We start from the raw sequence: 21,003 nt of genomic DNA, 5'->3' as shown, positions 1-21,003 counted from the left end.
TCCGGGATTACTAAATGATCTTTATATGGAACGTCGTGATTTTCTTGCGGCAACGGTCGCATCCGGTTTTTTAGCAGGCATCCCTTCGGCTGCTTTGGCCGATCAGCCCGGATCCGGTGAGCAGTTGCTCCCTTTTTACCTGCCGCCCGCGACCGAACCGCTGTTGCCGGGTCCACAGGGCATCGGGATTCGAACCCGGGTGCGTCAGAGCCAGACCAACGGGCAGTATTCCTGTGTTGAGTTTGTGGTCGGTCCGAAAATAATGGGTCCGGCTCCGCATCTTCACGAAGCCCTCGATGAGTTGATGTATGTGCTGGAAGGAACCGTCAGTGTGCTGGTCGGTGAGGAGGTTTTTCAGGTTCAGGCGGGGGGCTGGCACCTGCGTCCGCGGGGGATCATTCATACGTTCTGGAATGCGACCGACCAGACCGTCCGCGCCATCGATATGTATTTCCAACAGCCGTTTGAAGACTATCTGGAAGCTTCCTTTCACACTTTTCCCAAAGAGGCTCAGGCGCAAGGGCTGGCGATGGATTCCCCTGAAATCAGGACCAAATACCGGGAACTGGCTAAAAAGTTCGGAATGAAAGGATTTCCTGAAAAACGACAGCCCCTGATCGAAAAATACGGGCTCAGAGGATGAGGCAACGCACTGCTCAACCGGAAACTAACCGCTCCGACGGTAAATAGTCAGAAAGCAATGACAAAAGGCAAAACGATTCTTCTGATGATCATCGGGCTGGCAGGCATTAGTTGGGGCGTTTATGAGTGCAACTACTACGTCAGCTACCGGAATGATCTATCGCAACGCCCGTGGGCCTACAGCGAGGATAAAAAGGCAGATCTACTCGTGGGCACCTGGCAGGGTAACTTTCTGGACCCGGACGGCGTACGGAAAACCATTCGGCTTGAAATTCTGGTGCCGATGACGGAGGATGAACGGGCCAAAAAGGCAAGCCACCGAACCCGGCACCGGAAAGGGTTGGGTTCGCGATCCGACAAAAAGCGGTTCGACGGGTTTGCGACCGTCACCAGTCAGCGGGGTATTGAGGAATACGAATTTTACGGGGCCGTTAGCGACAAAACCGGAAGTCGGCTCAACACGATTCATTTTCGGGCTTTGGATGAAAAACAGCAACTGCGCAAAAATTTCAATGTCCTGTCGGCGGTCGACGGCGGACAGTGGCAGGGTGACCAGCTCATCCTGACGCTCGCTTTTACGTATAACACTGCCACCGGTTCGGGCTATTCGAGCAGTGCCGACCCCCGGTTTGATAAAAAAGTGACGGTCCATTTTTCACGGGTACAATCATGAAAAAACTCTTCAAGTACAGTCTATTCCTGGCGGTTTTGCTGATCAACTCGGGAGCGGGTTGCGGGGGCAATAAAACCGACGATCCGGAGCCAGGGGCTCAGGCTTTCCTGCGCATGAAAATCAACGGCAAAGCCTGGACGGCGACCAGCAAAATCACGGGTGTTGCGGGTAAAGTGCCCGGTATTGCCGATCAGGGGATTATTTCGTTCAGTGGAGACGCGGGGAAAGACAACCTGACCGTCAATATTTATGGCAGCACAGCCCCCGGTTCGTATACCATCATTCCTCAGAGTGCCGGCGGCAGCATAGCGGCCCTGTCGTTGAGTGATGGCTCGGTAAATGGCAGCTATCTCAGCACCAAAGCACCCGGCAGCAGCCTGACCGTGAAGGTCACCCAGGCCAGCAGTGAGCGGGTAGCCGGAACCTTCAGCGGGACACTGAATCTGGAATATGCCCTGGGCAGCGGAACCGCCGGACCCACGACGGTTACCATTACCGACGGTGAGTTTTTAACGATTGATTGAGTGTCTGTCTGAAAGTCATCCAACCGTAGAAACAGCAAACGACGATGAATCGTACGTTCCAAAAAAATACCGGGCGAATGGGGTTTCGACCCAGGTTCGGCGCGGCTGTGGTGTTCCTGTTGCTGCTCTCGCTGTCGTGTAAACAGAAAGAAACCGATCCGGCAGCTTCGTCCGAGGGGCCAAAAGAAATTCGGTATCACCAGCTCATTATCGAGTGTACGGAAGCAACGACCCAAAACAAGGGCGTGGCCATTCTGGATTTTCGGTTTGATGTGTATGCGAATCAGGAAGTGGCCGGTTTTATGTCGGCGCAATACCTGGCCTATAAAACCACCCGATTTACCGCCATCGATGCCGCCATTCAAACCGCGCAGGCCGACATTGCCGCTAAAGCTCCCGAAGTCAAAAGCTTCGGTACCCTGACTGATTTCATCGTTAGTCGGCTCACGAAAGTCGCTGATTACAGCGCCACCAAATCCAACTTGAGCGAAAACACCATTTGGGGTATTCTGGCAAACGAAGGACCGGTACTGGCCGATCTGCACCGGAAGTCCGGCTTGTTCGATCTGGACGAATTTCTGGTTGCGCTGCTGGCGACGCCCGCCCGGGCACAGACATTGGGACGAAATCAGGGTGTCAACTATCACAGTGGATACTTCTATTCGCCACCCCCCCAGCCCGGTTCGCCCTTGCCCGAATACCGGTTTGTCAATCCGGTTCCGCAGGCACAAATGCCTTCCAATGCCGCGCCAGTGCAACGAAACTCGCGGGGAGAAACGCCCGCCGAGCAAGCGGCCCGCGAAGAAGCTGCCCGGGCAGCCGCCCAGGCCGGGCGAACCAACCGCGGTCCGAGGAGTGTCAGCGATGCCTTTAACGGTATTTTTGATCGACTGGGAGATGCTTTTGGCAATGCTGCGGCTGCGGCCGGCCGGGCGATGGGTGACCCACACGTCGTTACACACGATGGCCTGGATTACGGTTTTCAGGCCGTAGGAGAGTTTGTGGCCACCAAAGGCGAGATGATTGAAATTCAGGCCCGGCAGGAAGATGCCTACAAGACCAACCGGGCAACCGTTACGACGGGCGTTGCGGCCCGCATCGGCACCGATGAAATCTGCTTTCTGGTAAACCCCGCTGCGCTCGAAGCGCCCCGGCTTTTTGTCAACAAGAAAGAAATCGCTCTGTTCTCCTTCACCCAACTGCCCCTCGCCAACGGTAACCAACTGCGGGTAGCCGCAAAAGAGAAGCTGGTGTTTACGAATGCCCAGGGTGAGGGCGTCACGATTCGCTGGAATACGCCTTACCTCGACTATGCCGTCATGCTCGGCGATGCCCGCAAGGGAAACGTAACCGGGTTGATGGGCAATTTTGACGGAGACGACAAAAATGATTTTAAATTGGCCAATGGAACCGCCATCGAACGAAGCTTTCCGACGATCCACACCACGTTTGCCGATAGCTGGCGAATTACCAGCCCCAACTCGCTTTTTGTGTACGAAAACGGGAAAACCACCGATTCGTATACCGACCGGTCCTTTCCCAAAACGTTTCCGGTGATTGATCCCGAAAAATACAAATGGGCGGAAGGCGTGTGTCAGGCTGCGGGCGTCAACCGCCAGCCCGAACTTGGCCACTGCATTTTCGACGTCGCCATCACGGGTGATGAACGGCTGGCGCGGTCGGCGGTTTTGGGTCAGCAGGAATTTCCGGCCAGCGCCGACGTCCGCGTGTTCGCCAACCTGAAACTGGATCTGAAAGAAGGGCAGTCGAATGACCCGCAAACCCGCAATTTACTGGATCTCGACAACGGCACGTTCTACCGGTTTGCCGATGGCGCAAAAGTCGCCTACGAAATCGATGTGGTGTTTGATTACTATTCCGGTCCCTGGTTTGCGGGGCCGCGGGCAGTTCAAAACTGCGGGGTTTCCTGCGGAGCCTACACCATCTGGCCGCTGATCGACCAGCAGAAATGGCCGTTTTTTGCGAATACGTTCCTGCGTTACACCACCATTCCGGCCAACCAATGGGAGACATTCGCCGATGCCGCGGCCCTGCGCAAAGCCTGGACGTTCGATGCGGGAGCCGACGAGAAAACGGAACTCGTCAAAGGACTGACGGATCTCAATACGTCGGCTCCACTCACGCAATACCTGTGGTCGTTTCGCACCCAGCAGGGCAAAAAAGGCCTGATCCGGTTTACCCAGGGACAGGTGAATAAAGCCGCCGGAACGGCTTCGTTTGCATTCGATGTGAAAATTGAAAGATAGGCCGGCGTTCTATTCCGGCTCGGAAACTTCGATGTCCATTTTATACCGGCCGGTAGCACCGGCATAGGCTGGTACGAACAGCGTCGTGAGGGAATTCTGAAAACTTCCGACGTTGCGGACACGGACTTTCATGGGTTTGTTTTCGGGCACATACCGGGCCGTTATTTTGTACTTTCCGAGGGGAACGTCGTCGATGTAGAGGTAATCCGGTTTCTGAACGATCTTCTTTCCGGTGGTGCCGTCGATGAGCGGGGCGACGGGTTCCAGCGTAAGTTCCACATTCTCGGTGTCGTAGAAACCGATGGGCGTGAACACCTCGATTTTGCCACCATAAACGCCGTCGTCGCCGAAATTTCCGGTTCGCTCGCCGGTCAGTTTCAAGGTCATGTTTTTAACGGCACCGTCGGAACCGGCAAAAGCACCGTCGTCTTCCACGAACAGATCCAGCACGTAATTCTGGCCCTCGTACTTCATTTTGACGGTTCCGCGGACATAAAACGAACCATTGCCGACCTCCAGTTTGTAGTTGCCTTTCGCGTCGGTTTGCCCCAGCACGTTGCTGTTATAATACCGGGTGTCATCGGCTACAATGTCGGCTTTGGCAATGGGTTTGCCCTGCGAATCGACCACTTTGCCGGACACAAAACCGGCCTGAGCATCTCCCGGTTCAACGGGGTCTTTGGTTTTGGAACACGAAGAAAGGCTGAGCGCTGCAACGGTCAGCAGCGCGAGAAGGGATGGTTTCATGAGAAAGTCGGTTGTTTACTTTCTCAAATGTGCAGGTAAACCGACCCAAATTCATCTAAAACTGGTAGTAATTGACAAAAACCGGAGGTGAAATGGAAGTTCGAACCGATGAAACGACCGCCACACTCAATTTGCTTCCGTAATTTCCAGCACGACGCTGGCCCGGCGCGCATCGACCGTGGGATTGAAACCGACCGTCATCAAATAATCGCCCGAAAAAACCGTCTGACTGCTATTGATCGGTGAATTGGTGCCCGGATATACGTTCACTTCCTGAATCCGGTACTTCTTCGCCGGATGCAAACCGCTCAACCGAATCGCTCCCTGGCTGCCTTCCCGATAGCGGTTTCCGACCAGGTAATTGAACCACACGGCTTTGTCCTGCTTTTCGCTCACATACAGCAATGAAGCCATGTCGGAAGTCTGGGGGGATACCAGCCGGAACAGGTCGCCTTTCCAGATCACCTCCTTCACGCGGCTGTAGGTTTTCAGTGCGTCCTGGCTGAAGGCCAGCTCTTTTTCGTCGAGTTTGCTGACCACAATATCGTACCCCATTTTGCCCATCATCGCGACGTCGGTGCGGAATTTGATGGGTTGTTTGCCCCAGTCGGTGGTGTGGTTACACATCGCGATGGCGGGGAAGAAATACGAATAATTCCACTGGATGAAAATACGCTCCAGACCGTCGGTGTTGTCACTCGGCCAGAACTCGGTGAAGTATTTCAAGGCGCCGTAGTCGACCCGCCCGCCCCCGCCCGAGCACAACATCAGCGGCAGCTTCGGGTATTTGACCCGCAGCTTTTCCAGCACTTTGTAAAGACCCTGCACGTACTCCACATACAGGTGCGACGGGTTGGGATTGGTGGCGGAATAGGCGTTGTAAATCACCGCATTACAATCCCATTTGATGTAGCTCAGGGTAGGATTTTTGGTCAGAATTCCGTCGACGACGCCGTATACAAAATCCTGTACCTTCGGATTGGACAAATCCAGTACCAACTGATTCCGAAAATAGTATTCCGGGCGGTTTGGCAGTTTGATCACCCAGTCGGGATGTTTTTCGTAGAGTTCGCTTTTCGGGCTGACCATTTCCGGCTCCAGCCAGATCCCGAATTTGATACCCGCGCTTTCGGCTTCTTTCACCAGATAACCCAGTCCGTGCGGGAGTTTCTGCTTGTTTTCCTGCCAGTCACCCAGGCCGGTATGGTCGTCGTTGCGGGGGTATTTGTTGGCAAACCAGCCATCATCTAACAGAAATAAGTCAACGCCCAGCTTTTTGCCGTCTTTGAATAAAGTCGTCAGTTTTTCTTCATTGAAGTCGAAATAGGTCGCTTCCCAGTTGTTTAACAGTGTTAACCGGTTGCCTTCGCCCTGAGGAATGCGGTGTTTTCGCGCCCAGCGGTGCAAATTCCGGCTGGCCTGTCCTTTGCCCGAATCCGAATACGTATACAGAAAAGCCGGGGTAACAAACTCCTTGTCCGGGGCCAGCAGATATTCCGAAGCATACGGATTGATGCCCGCAATCAGCCGCAGATTTTGCAGCGGATCGACCTCGAACTGAATCTGATAATTCCCCGACCAGGCCAGCGTTCCGGCGATGACTTCACCGGTTTCTTCCTCCGCTGGTTTGTTCAGCGAGAGCAGAAAGGAAGGCGGCTGGAACAGATGGGCGCGGGTTCCGAGCTTCGAATCAAGCACTTTCAGCCCCGCCGTCAATGGGATTTCTTCGGGATTCATCTCCTTTGCCCAGTCGCCGTGGAAGTGCGTCAGGTAATAGTTCTTCGCGGGAATGTAGAGATTGGCTGACGCATATTTCTGCAAACGAACGGTTTTTTTCTCCGTATGCCGAATACTGGACCACTGTTCGATCACGTCTTCCTGCTGATAGGCTTTGTAGAACAGCTTTACTTCAAACGGATACTGCGGATCTTTCAGGAAAATCGTGGTCAGAACAACGCCGTCGGAAACCGTCTGCGTTTCGTGACGGATGTATTTGAGATCCGAAGAAGGATTGCCGTCAGCATGGGCAACCTGAAGCGCCGGTTCGAGCAGATTGCGCGCGCCCGCTGGGGTGTAAGCCGAATTGTAAAGCTGGGTATAATCTTCTCCGCGCTTTCCGTTGTCTGATAAAAGGCCGTATTCGGCGGTGTTTTGCAGCCGCTTTCCGAGGTGGATCACCGTGGGGTCGCCTGCATTATCGACCCGGATGACCAGCGCCGTTCGCTGGGTTTCGATGGCAATCTGGGTGTCGCCGGGGGCTTTCGGGTTGGCAAACGCGTTGAGACAAATAAAGGCTAGGAAAATGCAAAAGTTTCTCATGGTAGCACGAATTATAGGCCGCAAAGCTAACAAAAGAAACTGTACGGGAAGTTACTTTACTCCACTTCAACGATCATCTCCACTTCAACCGCGTAGTCCGAGGGCAGCGCGGCCACCCCAACGGCCGAGCGGGCGTGTTTGCCTTTGTCACCGAACACCTTGACGAATAAATCAGAACAGCCATTGACCACTTTGGGGTGATCGGTGAAATCGGGAGCGGAGTTGACCATTCCCAACACTTTGACGATGCGTTTCACCTTGTTGAGGTCGCCAATTTCGGCTTTCAGGGATGATAGCAGCCCGATGGCTGATAATTTGGCCGCTTCGTAGCCCTGCTCAACCGTCAGGTCTTTGCCCAGTTTGCCTTTGATACCGGTTCCATCGGCCCGGTTGGAGACATGGCCCGAGAGGAAAACCAGGTTGCCGGTGCGGACGGCTTTGACGTAATTGGCCAGTGAAGCGGTCGGTTTAGCCAGTTCGATGCCCTGCTCCTTTAATTTGGCTTCGACTGATTGCCCGAATGCAACACCCGACACGATGGATAAACCAAGAACAAAAACCGTAAAGATTTTTTTCACAAAGGGTAAAGTTTATGGTGAATTGAAAGTAGGTAATCAGTTAACAGTAAGGCGTTTATTAGCTTCTCATTTCCTTCATTACCTGCTGAATGGTATCGACAAATTTTTCGGTTACTTCCCGTTTGGGTGTCGTATCCCAGTTGCCAACCAACCCGTTGCCCCCCAGGTAAATCCCGTCTTTCCGAGAAATGATGCTGGCACCCCGGGCATTGAGCTTGTAAGTCACTTCATTCTGCGGAATCAGGCAGGCGAGTTGCCCGGAAATCGGCGTCAGTTCTTCGTCATTAAAGATTTCCTTGGCACCCAGCCCCATGCAGTTGACGACGCACATTTCGGGCAGGGCATCGATATCTTCCAGTTTTTTGATCTCCTGCACCTTGAGTTTTCCCCCCAGCATGATAAACGTACTCAGTTGGTGGTGGAGGTAACTCGGAATATTGAACATCATGCTCGACCGCCAGGAAACATATTTGGCACCAAACGAATGCTCTTTCGGTGTCAGCTCTTTCCGCTCGGGAATCAGACCCGCCAGGTGGTAGACCTCACCGCCGATGGCCGGGTCCGTTTGTTGCCGGAACGGTTCGTTGCTGACTCCATATTCGTCGACCCACGACACAATATCGTCTAATCCGAGCATAAATTGAAACCGCCGGAACGAAAACCGCGTGGCGTTTTCCCACAAAGCGTGAAATTCGGGGGTGGCTACTTTCGGATCACACACGCGGGAAGCGGGCGACCAGGTGCCGGTTGCCAGGTTGCTCGTCACATTGGGCGGCAGGTCTTTGGTGTAAATGGTTACTTCACAGCCCTTTTCCTGCAGCAAGCGGGCGGTTGCCAGACCAACCGTTCCCGATCCCAAAACCGCCACTTTTTTCTCGCCGGTCGACAGGACGAGCTCGCGGGCCAGATTGCCGGTTCCCCACGAGAGCGACCAGCCGCTGCCGCCGTGGCCATAGTTGTGAACCAGGGTTTTGCTGCCCAGTGTCTCTTTGGCAATGCGTGGTCCGGATGCCCGGAAGGGTCGAAGTCCCACGGTTTCTTTCACAATGCGGTCCAGCGAGAGTTTCAGTTTCGGAACGCGGTGCAGGGGCTGGTTTGACATGGCGCTCAGGCGGGGAGCGCAGGAACTTACTCCGGAGGCCACGGCCAGAGAACTCATACCGGCTGTGTGCAGAAAATGTCGACGGTTCATAGTCGCAGACCGGACAGCTTGCCCGGTTTTTAGATGGATTAGTGATGATGAAACGGAAAAATAGCCTGATCAGGCTATTGGAAAAGAGAATGAAGCGGTCGGAATAAATCTACTATAAATTTCGAAATTTCAAAATATACTTTTGGTATTGTAGGGGATATATCCTATTTATTTTTTAAAATGGACTATTTTGGGAAGATTGTGGTCTTAGGCGTTGGGCAAATTTTCCAGGTCACGCAAATCCTGTGGTCTGCCGACTGCTTTTTTGTTCTTTATTAAGTCTGGTAGGCTGATAAAATTGACAGGAGTTCCTTGTATGGTCAGGACGACGGGGTTTTGGTGACATTCTTCAAATTACATACCTAACGCCTTCTTCGTTCAATAGGCGTATTAGATTTATGTATTCGGTTTCCATTGGCAAGGGGAGGATTAGCCGGATTGGCGCGGTAGATTTCCTTAGCATGCTGGATCAATTTCAGCGCAGCTTGCAATCGTTCCTCTGGTGTTTTTGACCACCAATACATTTTGTCGTAGCTTGGTATGTCCTCTGACGCGCGCGCTTTGAAAATCTTGCTCATAGATCATTCAGTTGGTTAGATTTTCTACTTCAGCAACGCCATCACGGCCTCATCACCCACCACGGCGTTGGAAGGGCGCGGATAGACGTCCGTAAAAACCTGCAAATCAGTCGGTTTTAACAGCACGTTCGGGCTCTCGTCGATGTGGCCGTCTTTCATCACTTTAGTCAGGTCGAGCTTGAGATGCAGGGCCAGAAAGCGGTAGGCTGCCGTTCGTTTGGAAGGGCCGAAGTCGTGCTTTTCGTTCGGCAGGTGAACATTCTCGACCCGGTTTTTGGCGTTGTAAAAACCGTAGATCCGCTGGACATGCGGGAATTCGACATTCGGCGTATTTTTGGTCCAGTCACCACCGTCCGAAATCATGATCATGGGGCGGGGAGCGGCCAGGGCGGCAATCTCAACGTTGTTGGTTTCGTGGGTCGGGCGTTTGTGAATCGGCATACCGCTCTCGCAAACGCAACCACCGAAGAAGTGCGCCGAAACCATCACAACCGGCACCGAAACCTTCACGCGCGAATCCAGCGCCGTGAGCAGAAAGGTCTGCGTTCCCCCGCCGGACTCGCCCGAAACCGCCACGCGTTCGGGATCGACTTCGGGCAAACCGGTCAGAAAATCCAGCGCCCGGATGCTGTTCAGCGTCTGTAATTTGGCGGCTTCCGGGAGTTTGTGACTGCACTGTTTCGAATCGCCGTAGCCCAGCATATCGTATACGAACACCACGGCACCCATTTTGGCCATCGTGATGCAGCGTTGCTGGGTCTGCTCCACAAACCGGGCGTCGGCGTTGGCCGTGTGCCCATGCGGGCAAAGAACGGCGGCTGTTTTCCCGGAAATGCCGACTGGTTTATACAGATTTCCGGTGATGTAAAAACCGGGTAAACTTTCAAATGCAACGTTCTCGACCGTATAGCCGTCCATTTTTCGCAGGCTATGCCGGATGGGGTTGAGCGGGGCGAAGGCCGGTTTTTCCGGCAGTTTCAAACCGTCGCGAATCCCTTGCCGAATCTGGACGGCCCGTTTTTCCCAGGAAGCCCGGTCGTTGTACGCAATGGCGCAATTCTGGAGGGCTTTGGCACCGTCGGGTTCGCTATAGTAGGCCCCCTGCCGCAACTCGGGCCGGTCGGGATTCGGTTGGGCAACCACATGCAAAGAAAGGAGAGAGAGCAACGAAAGAGCGGCAAACGAAGATCGCATTTCAGGTTGAATTTAGGGTTATGCTAAAGTAAATGTTTTTGGCATGGAGACAAAATAAGATGCGGTTTCCCGTGGACTAATCACGTTTAAAACCGTTTATTTGCGGTTCGAATCAAAACTTAACCCTCCATGATGTCTTTTTTCAAAACCGCAGGCTTATTTTCTCTACTGGCACTATGGACTTTGTATGATGGAAGGGCGCAGTCGGCCAAACAGCCTAACTTTATCATCATTCTGGCGGATGATTTAGGCTACGGCGATCTAAGTTGCTACGGTCATCCCACCATTCGAACGCCCCACCTTGATCAGATGGCCGTCGAAGGAACCCGCTTTACCCAGTTTTACGTGGCCGCCAACGTTTGTACGCCCAGCCGGGCGGCTCTGCTGACGGGGCGGTTGCCGATTCGGAACGGCATTTTCGGAAAACGGGTGGTGTTTTTTACGAACTCAGCCAATGGCCTTCCGCATTCAGAAGTTACCATCGCGAAAGCGCTGAAAACCAATGGGTATCAGACGGGTTTAGTCGGGAAATGGCATTTGGGTTCCCGGCCGGAATACCTGCCATTGAACTACGGTTTTGATTCGTATTTTGGCTTGCCCTATTCGAATGATATGGGGAAAGTGGGATCAATTTCGGGGGCGAAAGCCGCCGGGATTCCACCCAACACGAACCCGCCTTTGCCATTATACCGGAATACCCAGGTCATCGAAACGGAACCGGATCAGCGTTTACTGACCAAACGATATACCGATGAGGTGCTGAAATTTATTACGGCGAACAAAGGAAAACCGTTCTTTATGTACTATGCCAGCCCGTTTCCGCACGTTCCGTTATACGCATCCGACGATTTCAACGGCAAAAGCAAGCGCGGTCTGTATGGCGATGTGGTGGAGGAACTGGACTGGAGCGTGGGGCAGATTCTGAGAAAACTGAAGGATCTGAAACTGGATAAAAACACCTATGTGGTTTTTTTGAGCGATAACGGTCCGTGGCTGATCAAAAACCGCCTGGAAGAAGAAGGCGGTTCGGCGGGGCCGTTGTTCGAAGCGAAAGGGTCGACCTACGAGGGCGGAATGCGCGTTCCGACCATCGTCTGGGGTCCCGGCCGGGTAAAAGCCAACACCGTGTCGTCCGCCGTGGCAACGTCGATGGATTTGTTCCCAACCATTCTGACGCTGGCGAAGGTGCCACTGCCGAAAGATCGGGTGCTGGACGGCCAGAACATCCATGATTTGTGGACCGGCCAAAAAGACAAGGTGACCGATCTGGTGTATTATTACGATTCCGACCGGTTGTATGCCATTCGGAAAGGCCCCTGGAAGGCGCATTTCACGACCCATCCGTCGTATTCGCCGGAAGCGCCGGTTCCGCACGACCCGGCTTTGCTGTATAACCTGGAAGTTGATCCCGGCGAACGCTATGAGGTGGGCAGCAAACACCCCGAGATTCTGGAGGATCTGAAAAAGGAGTTTGAAAAACACCGGGCGGGGGTGGTGCCGGTAGCGCCCTTGCTGGATGCCATTGTGGAGAAATAGACGGTTTTATGACGAATACCGTTTACTTTGCGGTCCTGGAACGAACTCCCTGATCCGTCTTCGATAAACTGCATGAAAAAGATACTCGCGCTGGTATTGCTGGCTACGACCTCCTGGGCCAATGTCACCTTGCCGTCTGTTTTAAATTCCAACATGGTGTTGCAGCAGCAGACCGAAATCATGATCTGGGGCTGGGCAGATCCGACGGAAAAAGTGACGGTTTCGGCTAGTTGGGAAAGCCAGCCGGTGAGCACGACCTGCGCCGACAATGCCATCTGGAAAGTAAGTCTCCGAACTCCGAAAGCCGGTGGACCCTACACGATCACGATCAAAGGATATAACAAAGTCGAATTGACCAACATCCTGATTGGCGAGGTCTGGCTGTGTTCCGGGCAGTCGAACATGGAAATGACGGCGAGCGGGGGCGCCAAAGATGCCCGCGCCGAGTTGCCAACGGCGTTCAATGCCAACATCCGGTTCTTCAAAATTCCGAAACGGGCCGCGGATTCGCCCCAGATCGACGTTCGGGGCAACTGGGCGGTTTGCGATTCCCTGACGATGAAGTATTTCAGCGCGGTCGGTTATTTTTTCGGAAAGAAACTGCAAAACACCCTCAACGTTCCCATCGGTTTGATCGACATGTCGTGGGGCGGTTCTTACATGGACTCCTGGGTGCCGGAACCCATCGCGATGCTTTACCCGGAAACCCGCCGGTCGGCGCAGGCGATGTCGAAAGTGCCCTGGGCACCCAACAAACCGGGTGTGCTTTACAACGGCATGGCCGCACCGATCACCTCGTTCCCGATTGCCGGCGTAATCTGGTACCAGGGCGAAGCCAACCGGCACGATGCCCCGGCTTATTACAAACTGACGCACGCGCTGGTCGACGCCTGGCGGGGCGTCTGGCAGACGGATTTTCCGTTTTATTACGTCCAGATAGCTCCCTATACCTACGGTGATAAGTACCAGACCGCAGCCACGCGGGAAAGCCAGACAAAAGCGATGGACATTCCGAAATCCGGGATGATCGTGACGACGGATCTGGTGGACAACCTGAAGGATATTCACCCGGCCTACAAAAAAGAAGTGGGTAATCGTCTGGCTAACTGGGCGTTGGCGGAAACCTACGGCCAGACTGTGGGAGTATACAAAAGCCCCCAATACCGTTCGATGCAGGTGGACGGCAACAAAATCCGGATTACGTTCGACAACGCGCCCAACGGCTTGATTGCCAGAGGAACCGACATTACCGAGCTGGAAATTGCGGAAGCCGACAAAGTATTTTCCAAAGCGCAGGCCCGCATCAAAGGAAACACGCTGGAGGTTTGGGCCGAGAACATCAAAAATCCGGTGGCGGTGCGGTTTGCGTTCCGCGATGCCCCGGTGCCGAATCTCTTTAGCAAGGAAGGCCTGCCGGTGATTCCGTTTCGCACGGATGCGTGGGATTTGGGGCTGGGAGTTAAAAAATAAGTAGTATTTCCTGGTTAACAATGAAAAGAGTGGGGCGATTAATAACCGATTTTTGTAAATTTGATAAAAAGTAGATCGAAAGTATGAAAACATTTAGCCATCCCTTACGCGGTACTGCTTTGTTTCGTTGGATTCTGGAGCAACGGAAGGGTGAGCAAAAACCGCTGGATGAAAACCAAAAAGAGGCTCTTGCCAAACTTCGCGAACAAAACGCACATCGTGGAACACCCGTTGTTTAAATCTATCTACCTATGCACTACGGAGATACGGTAAAACACGCGGATGCGAGCGTCAACAACGGCCATACCCTGACGGTTTCGAGCCTGAATGAAGACGAAACGCAGGTCCTCTGCCGACTGGATGACGATTCGGAAGAATGGTTCGACATGAATGACCTGACCGTTGTTGACGAGTTCGATGATAGCTTTATCTGAAAGGGAATGTAAAATGATAAATGACGAATGCTAAATGTAAAAGTCTTTCCAGAGCGCCTGGCTACTTTTACATTTAGCATTCGTCATTTATCATTTTACATTCCTTCTTCCTTTTACAAATACATAAACGGATTTTTGGAATCGATATACGTGATCTTCATTCCGGGCAGTTTCGGTTGCAGCCAGGGCACCAGCCACTGCATTCCCGGCGCTTCACTCATGATGTGTCCCAGAATACCCAAAGATAGTTTCTGGCCCTGCTGGCGCGCATCCCGAACGTATTCGGCGGTTTCCCACTCGCTGATTTCCCCGCACAGAATCACATCCGGTTTGTCCTGCTGAATCGCCAGGATATGGCTTCGTCCCCCCGAAGCACCCGGCATGAGCAAAATCCGCCGACAGGCCTGCGCCGGATCGCCCACCACCCGCATCATCGCGATGCCCAGTTTCTCTTTGGCGTGAGCTATAACCTGTTTCAACGGCAGGGGCGCGGGGAGCGTGATCATCCGCGGGTTGCCGGCATCCATGTACTTTTCCCAGCCCAGGGCCGTTACCACACCCATGCGGATGCCGTCGGGGCGGTGCGAATGCCAGTAGTCGTGAAACCGCCAGACGGCAATGCCGTGTTTCTCCAGCAGATCATGTTTCCGCTTAAAAACCTCGTCTTTCGCCAGCCAGTCGGTTTCGTCGGCGTGGTTGTAAAAGGTGGGCTCGTGAACGATGATGAAGTTGGCTCCCAGTCGGGCGGCTTGCTCGATGACGTCCATGGTGGCAAACATCGTGGAAACGATACCCGTCACCTTTTGATCCACCGTGCCGGATTTGAGCGTATCGACGGTTTTCGGAAACGGCGCATTTGGAATGGTTTTCAGAATCAGTTCCATCACCTGACCCACCGTGACGGATTCGGCAGATTGCCAAAAACCGTTTGTGGGCGTACGACCTGGGAGGGTCAGGAGTAGCGATGCTTTGGTGAGGGTGCCGACAAATTCTCTTCGTCCTGGTTTTTCCGGGGTTATCATGGCTTCGGTTATTTTTTGAACGCTTGTGCCACGGCAAGCTTAACCAAAATTGCGGACATTTCGGGCGAATGCGCCATAAAAAATGCCCCACTTTGCAGCGGGGCATTTCGGATGTTTAGGTTAAGAAAGACGGTTTATTCCACAGAAGGAACCCCGTTTATTTCCCGATCATTTCTGTCGGGGCACTTTTTTCAACGGCTTTCATGACCCGAAAGAAATTGCCGCTCCAGATTTTCTCGATGTCTTTTTTGGAATACCCGCGACGCACGAACTCGACCGTGAAGTTTTCGTACTGGCTGACGTCGAAACAGTCGGCCAGGGCACCACCGCCGTCGAAGTCGGCTCCCATGCCCACGTGGTCAATGCCGATCAGCTTCACGATGTGGTCGATGTGATCGACAGCATCCTTCACCGTGGCGAGTTGCACCGGGTATTTTTGGTTGAGTTCCATGAAATCAGCGCGGATTTTCTTCTGATCCTCTTCCGACAGTTTGCTCATGGCACCCATCATCGACCGGCGGTCTTTGACACCCCATTTTTCCATCATGGCTTTCTGGGCCGCTTCCCGCTCGGGGCTGGGCGGTATGGTTTTTACGTAGTCGCTCAACAGGTTCAACTGCACCACGCCCCCGTTTTTCGCCAGCGCTTTCAGCATGTCGTCGGTCAGGTTGCGGGGATGATCGCAAACGGCTTTGGCACCCGAGTGAGACGCAATGATGGGGACTTTCGACAGCCGGACGACATCATAAAACGTGGAGTCGGAAACGTGCGAAACGTCGATCATCATACCCAGCCGGTTCATCTCCGCAACAACCTGCTCACCCAACGGACTCAGGCCCTGGTATTCAGCCCCTTTCGGATCGGTCGAGGAGTCGCAGATGTCATTGTTGCTCGAATGGCAAAGCGTCATGTAGCGGGCACCGAGGTCATAAAACTTCTTCAGCATCGACACGTCATGCCCCATCGGATAGCCGTTTTCCACCCCGATAAAAATGACCCGCTTCCCGGTTTTTCCGATTCGGAGGGCATCCTGGGGCGTCGTCGCCAGTTCCGCTTCCGAAGCCGTACTTTTGAGCGTGGCATGAACCGCATCGAAAATGCCGAGGGCTTTCTGTTTGGCGGCTTCGTGACCCTCCGGCGTGCGCGGTCCCTGTCCGAGATAAACCGCCCAGAAAATGGCATCCAGTCCGCCTTTTTTCATGCGCGGATAATCCACTTTGCTGTTGGTTGTGCGGGCATCGTTTTCCTTCGTGACGTCGAATCCCCCGCGTGACAGCAGCATGGGCGTGTCGGCATGCGTGTCCACGGTAAACGCTTTTTCGTGGATTTTCTTCGCTTTTTTCAGCAGGGCTTTGTCATCGTCGGTGGCCGATGCCGGCAGCGCGCCGGTTGCCAGACAGGCCAGGAGGGTGGGGAATAGCCAGTTTTTCATTTCGCAAACCAGAGTTTAAGTTTCTTGTCGTTTTGACCTCCCTGACTTTTCAGCGCGGCATCGAAATTGGTGAAGTTCAGCGATTCTTCCGAGCCGGGATACGGTAAGCGGGTGGGAACCACGCCGTTGTTGGTGTTCAGGGCGGGAGCGGTCAACGTCGGGATGCCCGTCCGGCGGTATTCCGACCAGGCTTCCAGACCCTGGCCGTAGAGCGCAATCCACTTCTGTTCCATCAACTGCGTGTAGCCCGCAGCGCCGTCTTTCATCGCATTCGCCGTCAGGTAAGCCGGTGAAACCGTGAGTTTATACTGATCGTGCGACGCCGTGATGGCGCTGTTGTAGAGCGTGGCGGCCGTACCGGCTGCGGTGATGCCTTTGTAGGCAAACTCCGCTTTGGTAAACAGCAGTTCGGCGTAGCTCAGGATGACACCCGGTGCCGTTGCGCTGGTAAAATACGCCCCGACTTTCGAGGTTTTCGACAACCCCAGGGCATTGGCATCCGAAGCCGACAGGCCGTTCGGAACTCCTTTATACTCACCCCCGTCGGCGGGTCGGTCGGCATACACCGCCAGCCGCGCATCGCTCAACGCCAGCATCTTGTTGACGATGGTTGCGCTAATGCGGTGGTCATCGCGGGTTTTGCGGTTTTCGTTGATCGGATTGTTGTTGGGAACAGCCGCCAGGTAGTTCAACTGAATGTTATCGGCGTTGGAAGCCAGCACCGGGTATTTGGCGGGATCGCTCAGAATCCGGGTGATTTCGGCTTTCACGTCGATGGGCGCGTCGGTTTTGCTCAACATCCGGTTGAGCAGTCGCAGGCTGAGCGAATTGGCAAACTTCTTCCACTTGGTCAGGTCACCGGCGAGCAGAATGTCACCCGCAATGGCCTTGCTTTTGTCGGTCACATCGATCAGGTCACTGGCTCCTTTCAGTTCGGCCACCAAACCGGCATAGACGTCTTTCTGGGTATCGTATTTCGGTTGCAGCGAGCCTTCCAGCCCCATGATCGCTTCTTTGTAGGGAATGTCGCCGTAAATGTCCGTCAGCAATGAAAACACCCAGGAGCGCAGAATGACAGCCACTGCCTGGTAGTTCGTGTTGCCGGTTTCGGCCCCGATTTTGTAAATGCGCTGGTAATCAGCGAGCGATTCGATGTAAAAGTCGCGCCAGCTGTTGCTGATGATGTCGTTCGAAATCGTGTATTGATCGACGTCAGTATACTGAATCCGGGCCCAGTGCTGCGAGATGCCGGAGCCAATGTCCTGCCCCAGTGAGCCGCCCCAATAGACATCGACCGCGCTCTGAATACCGTGGGGCATAAAGAGGTCGGCAGAGGCTACCGTCGGGTTGTTGGGGTTGGTGTTGAGGTCATCAAAATTTTCCGTGCAGGACGACATACTCAAAAAGAGCGCGGCCACAGCGGCTTTATAGCGGAAAGAAAAAGAGTTGCGTTTCATGGTATGTTGGTTTGGGGTTTTCGGTTTTCGGTATACGGTTGGCTGACGCACGAATAAGGACGCGTCAGCCAACCGTATACCGTATACCGAAAACAGATTACAGATTGAAGCCGATGTTGAAGCCAACGGAGCGGGTGGTGGGAATCTGGCCGTTTTCGATGCCCTGCAGGTTTCCGTCGTTGTAGAAGCTGGTTTCAGGATCGATGTGCGGCACATTGCTGTGCAGCAACGCCAGGTTCCGGCCCACGATCGAGAACGAGATGTCCCGGAATGGTAAGCGCTTGAACACCTGACCGGAGAGGACGTAGCTCAACCGAACTTCCCGCAGTTTGACAAAGCTGCCATCGAAAATGGTGCCTTCGTTGTTGGTCAGCGAGTAGTATTTGTGGTGCCACTCTTCCGACGAAACCCGCACATCGTTCGGCACATAGTTGGGTTCGGCTGCGGTTCCGATGTTTTTAACCCCCTCGCCGATGATGCCGTCTTCCCGACCGAAGGTCGTTTCTTTCAACACCCCGGTGTAGCGACCAATGTTGATCGATTGCGAGAAAATGTCGCCCCCTTGTTTGATGTCGATCAAGGTGCTCAGCGAGAGTGCTTTATAGGTAAAGGTGTTCTGAATACCACCAATCCATTTCGGGGTAAAGTTACCCAGAATCCGGCGAACCGGGTCGATCTGGGGCACTCCGCCACTGTAAACGATGTTGCCGTTCGGGTCGCGCAGGAAGCCTTGTCCGAAGAACGTGCCATACGGCTGACCGATGCGGGCTTCAACGCCCATGCCGCGGATGTTGGTGGTCGGGTTCAGCGTATACGTCGTCAGACCTTCGGCCAGTTCCAGTACCTTGTTGCGGTTACGGGCCCAGTTCAGGACAACATCCCATTGAAACGCACCGGTTTTGACGGGCGTGGCCGATAGTTGCAGTTCGATCCCTTTGTTTTCCAGCCGACCGGCATTCAACAGCTTGGAGGAGAAACCGGTTGCGTTCGAGATGTTGACGTTCAGAATCTGGTTGAACGACTGTTTGTTGTAATACGTCACATCGACGCCCACACGGTTGTTCCAGAGTTTCACTTCCGCCCCAATTTCGTACGAATTCGTGATTTCCGGTTTCAGATTGGCGTTCAGCATGGCGTTGCTTTCGGCCAGCGACGGCGTGCTGCCCCAGGCGTTGGCGTAGGCGTAGGTTTGCAGCAGGTTAAACGGCTCGGTGTCGTTCCCGACGCGGGCAATACCGCCCCGGATTTTGGCAAACGACAGCACCGGCGAGTTCACATTGAACATGTCGGTCAACACCGCACTGACAGCGGCCGAGGGGTAGAAATACGAGCGGTTGTTGGATGGCAACGTGCTCGACCAGTCGTTCCGGGCGGTCAAATCTACGAACAGGTAATTCCGGAAACCAACGTTGGCCGATGCGTAGGCACTGTTGATAACGCGCTGGTTGTAGGAGTTTTCCGTTACCGGCCGCTGGCGGGAGTTCCCCATGTTCCAGACGCGGGGAATGGCTAACTCCGTGGCCCCCATGTAGTTCCGCTGGTAGAAGTTTTTGCGGTGGTTTCCGCCAATGTTAGCGGTTACGTCGAATTCGCCGAATTTATGCGTGGCGTTCAGCAGGAAATCGGAGTTCGATTCCTGGACATAAATCTGCTCTTCGTTGTAGCTGTCGAACAGGTTGGAGGTCCGGGCGGCATTCTTCGTTTTCCGGCGGTCTTCGTAGAAATCCGTTCCCGTGCGGGCCGTCAGGGTAAGCCAGGGCGTGAATTTGTAGGTAGCGGCCAGGTTGCCAAACAGGCGGTCGCGTTCGTTTTCGCGGGCGCTGACGTTGAGCTGGTAATAGGGGTTGGTCCAGTAATTGTAGTTCCAGTTGTTCTGGTAAATGCTACCCGGAGCCTGATACTGTTTCAGTTTTTCCATGTCAACCTGCCGGCCGAACCAGATGAAATAGAGGCCCCAGTTGGTGCGGTTGTCGCTGCCGTCTTTCACGTAGTTTCCGGTGGCGCGGATGCTCAGTTTTTTGGTCAGATTCCAGCCCGCATTCAGCGAAACCGTCCGCCGTTTGTAGTCGGTGTTGGGCAGAATGCCGGTTTGGTTCAGGTCGGTGAACGAAAGCCGGAAATCACCTTTGTCGCTGGCTCCCGTAACGGAAACGTTGTTGGTCAGCGTCCGGCCGGTTTCAAAAAACTGGTTGACGTTGTCGGGATGGGCTACCCAGGGCGTCGGCGTCCGTTTGCCATCGGCGCCGATGGGTGAGTCGAACTGCGGCAACAACCGGCCATCCAGTTTAGGCCCCCAGCTTTCATCGACGCCATCGTTGACGCCACCGCCCCGTCCGTCGACGTAGGAGAACAGGCCTTTACCGCCCTGTCCGTATTCATTTTGCCATTCCGGCAGTCGGAACGGGCTGTCGAAAGCCGTATTGGAGTTGACCGAAACGCCGATGCCCCGGCCTCCTTTTCCACTTTTCAGCGTGATCAGGACCACGCCGTTGGCTCCGCGGGAACCGTACAAGGCGGCTGCACTGGGACCTTTCAGGACGCTAACCGACTCAATATCATCCGGGTTTAGCGACCCGGCACCGTTGCCATAATCCACTGCCGTCGAAGAACCGTAGTTGCCGTTGTCGATCGGAACACCGTCTACCACGAACAAAGGCTGGTTGTTGCTGCCGATGGAACTGGCTCCCCGGATCACCATCCGGGAGGAGGCACCGGGTGCGCCGTTGGAGTTGGTCACCTGAACCCCGGCCACTTTACCGGACAGGGCGTTGACGAGGTTCGTCTCCCGCGCCTGGGTAAGTTGTTTGCCGCTTACCTCCTGAACCGAATAGCCCAGGGCTTTCTTTTCGCGGGTGATGCCGAGGGCCGTTACGACAATTTCGCCGAGCAGTGCCGCATCTTCTTCCAGTGCCACATCGATGGAAGTTTTGCTGCCGAT

At 54.1% G+C, this 21,003-nt stretch carries 17 protein-coding genes; 8 read left to right on the top strand and 9 right to left on the bottom strand.

Features of this window, described 5'->3' with window-relative positions; translation table 11 throughout:
- Positions 1 to 25 precede the first annotated feature (25 nt).
- From ACO064_RS00085 to ACO064_RS00070, 4 genes are read left to right on the top strand one after another with little or no spacing between them, the layout of a single operon-like run.
- Positions 26 to 643 (top strand): cupin domain-containing protein, encoded by a 618-nt coding sequence (locus tag ACO064_RS00085; RefSeq protein WP_421825389.1) that lies wholly within the window; start codon positions 26 to 28, stop codon positions 641 to 643.
- A gap of 57 nt (positions 644 to 700) precedes the next feature.
- Positions 701 to 1,315 carry a hypothetical protein gene (locus ACO064_RS00080; RefSeq protein WP_421825388.1) on the top strand — a complete coding sequence of 205 codons (615 nt, stop codon included), beginning with the start codon at positions 701 to 703 and terminating at the stop codon, positions 1,313 to 1,315.
- Positions 1,312 to 1,839, top strand: a complete 528-nt coding sequence (locus ACO064_RS00075) for a hypothetical protein (protein WP_421825387.1) — start codon at positions 1,312 to 1,314, stop codon at positions 1,837 to 1,839. The genes ACO064_RS00080 and ACO064_RS00075 overlap by 4 nt, the downstream gene beginning before the upstream one ends.
- Positions 1,840 to 1,883: 44 nt before the next feature.
- On the top strand, positions 1,884 to 4,106 hold the full coding sequence (locus ACO064_RS00070; protein WP_421825386.1) for a VWD domain-containing protein: 2,223 nt from the start codon (positions 1,884 to 1,886) through the stop codon (positions 4,104 to 4,106).
- 9 nt (positions 4,107 to 4,115) lie between these two features.
- On the opposite strand, the gene ACO064_RS00065 is transcribed toward ACO064_RS00070, so the two are convergent.
- From ACO064_RS00065 to ACO064_RS00045, 5 genes are all read right to left on the bottom strand, one after another.
- On the bottom strand, positions 4,116 to 4,853 hold the full coding sequence (locus tag ACO064_RS00065) for a carboxypeptidase-like regulatory domain-containing protein (RefSeq protein ID WP_421825385.1): 738 nt from the start codon (positions 4,851 to 4,853) through the stop codon (positions 4,116 to 4,118).
- 126 nt (positions 4,854 to 4,979) lie between these two features.
- Positions 4,980 to 7,172, bottom strand: a complete 2,193-nt coding sequence (locus ACO064_RS00060) for an alpha-galactosidase (RefSeq protein ID WP_421825384.1) — start codon at positions 7,170 to 7,172, stop codon at positions 4,980 to 4,982.
- A gap of 56 nt (positions 7,173 to 7,228) precedes the next feature.
- The gene (locus ACO064_RS00055; RefSeq protein WP_421825383.1) at positions 7,229 to 7,750 is read right to left on the bottom strand and encodes a RidA family protein; all 522 of its coding nucleotides are present in this window, start codon (positions 7,748 to 7,750) and stop codon (positions 7,229 to 7,231) included.
- Between the two features lie 58 nt (positions 7,751 to 7,808).
- Complete coding sequence (locus ACO064_RS00050) at positions 7,809 to 8,942, bottom strand: FAD-dependent oxidoreductase (RefSeq protein WP_421825382.1); 1,134 nt, start codon at positions 8,940 to 8,942, stop codon at positions 7,809 to 7,811.
- Between the two features lie 602 nt (positions 8,943 to 9,544).
- Positions 9,545 to 10,714 carry an alpha/beta hydrolase family protein gene (locus tag ACO064_RS00045; protein ID WP_421825381.1) on the bottom strand — a complete coding sequence of 390 codons (1,170 nt, stop codon included), beginning with the start codon at positions 10,712 to 10,714 and terminating at the stop codon, positions 9,545 to 9,547.
- 129 nt (positions 10,715 to 10,843) lie between these two features.
- Between ACO064_RS00045 and ACO064_RS00040 the strand changes: the two genes are divergently transcribed.
- The 4 genes from ACO064_RS00040 to ACO064_RS00025 all read left to right on the top strand — a co-directional run bounded on the left by ACO064_RS00040 (position 10,844) and on the right by ACO064_RS00025 (position 14,154).
- Positions 10,844 to 12,250: a sulfatase gene (locus ACO064_RS00040; protein ID WP_421825380.1), complete on the top strand. Its 1,407-nt coding sequence runs from the start codon at positions 10,844 to 10,846 to the stop codon at positions 12,248 to 12,250.
- A 72-nt stretch (positions 12,251 to 12,322) separates the two neighbouring features.
- Positions 12,323 to 13,720 (top strand): sialate O-acetylesterase, encoded by a 1,398-nt coding sequence (locus ACO064_RS00035; RefSeq protein WP_421825379.1) that lies wholly within the window; start codon positions 12,323 to 12,325, stop codon positions 13,718 to 13,720.
- Positions 13,721 to 13,803: 83 nt separating this feature from the next.
- Entirely contained in the window at positions 13,804 to 13,959 is a 156-nt protein-coding gene (locus tag ACO064_RS00030; protein WP_421825378.1) for a hypothetical protein, read from the top strand.
- Positions 13,960 to 13,971: 12 nt separating this feature from the next.
- Positions 13,972 to 14,154, top strand: a complete 183-nt coding sequence (locus ACO064_RS00025) for a hypothetical protein (RefSeq protein ID WP_421825377.1) — start codon at positions 13,972 to 13,974, stop codon at positions 14,152 to 14,154.
- Positions 14,155 to 14,267: 113 nt separating this feature from the next.
- On the opposite strand, the gene ACO064_RS00020 is transcribed toward ACO064_RS00025, so the two are convergent.
- The 4 genes from ACO064_RS00020 to ACO064_RS00005 form a co-directional block, all read right to left on the bottom strand.
- Positions 14,268 to 15,176: a Nif3-like dinuclear metal center hexameric protein gene (locus ACO064_RS00020; protein ID WP_421825376.1), complete on the bottom strand. Its 909-nt coding sequence runs from the start codon at positions 15,174 to 15,176 to the stop codon at positions 14,268 to 14,270.
- A 157-nt stretch (positions 15,177 to 15,333) separates the two neighbouring features.
- Positions 15,334 to 16,608 carry a dipeptidase gene (locus ACO064_RS00015; RefSeq protein ID WP_421825375.1) on the bottom strand — a complete coding sequence of 425 codons (1,275 nt, stop codon included), beginning with the start codon at positions 16,606 to 16,608 and terminating at the stop codon, positions 15,334 to 15,336.
- Positions 16,605 to 18,065, bottom strand: coding sequence for a SusD/RagB family nutrient-binding outer membrane lipoprotein (locus ACO064_RS00010; protein WP_421825374.1), 1,461 nt, complete (start codon positions 18,063 to 18,065; stop codon positions 16,605 to 16,607). The genes ACO064_RS00015 and ACO064_RS00010 overlap by 4 nt, the downstream gene beginning before the upstream one ends.
- A 97-nt stretch (positions 18,066 to 18,162) precedes the next feature.
- Positions 18,163 to 21,003: SusC/RagA family TonB-linked outer membrane protein (locus ACO064_RS00005; RefSeq protein ID WP_421825373.1), on the bottom strand; the 2,841-nt coding region annotated here is incomplete at its 5' end.

The sequence above is a fragment of the Larkinella sp. genome (assembly GCF_965227735.1).
Taxonomy (GTDB): Bacteria; Bacteroidota; Bacteroidia; order Cytophagales; family Spirosomataceae; genus Larkinella.
This window is presented reverse-complemented; position numbering and strand designations above follow the sequence as displayed.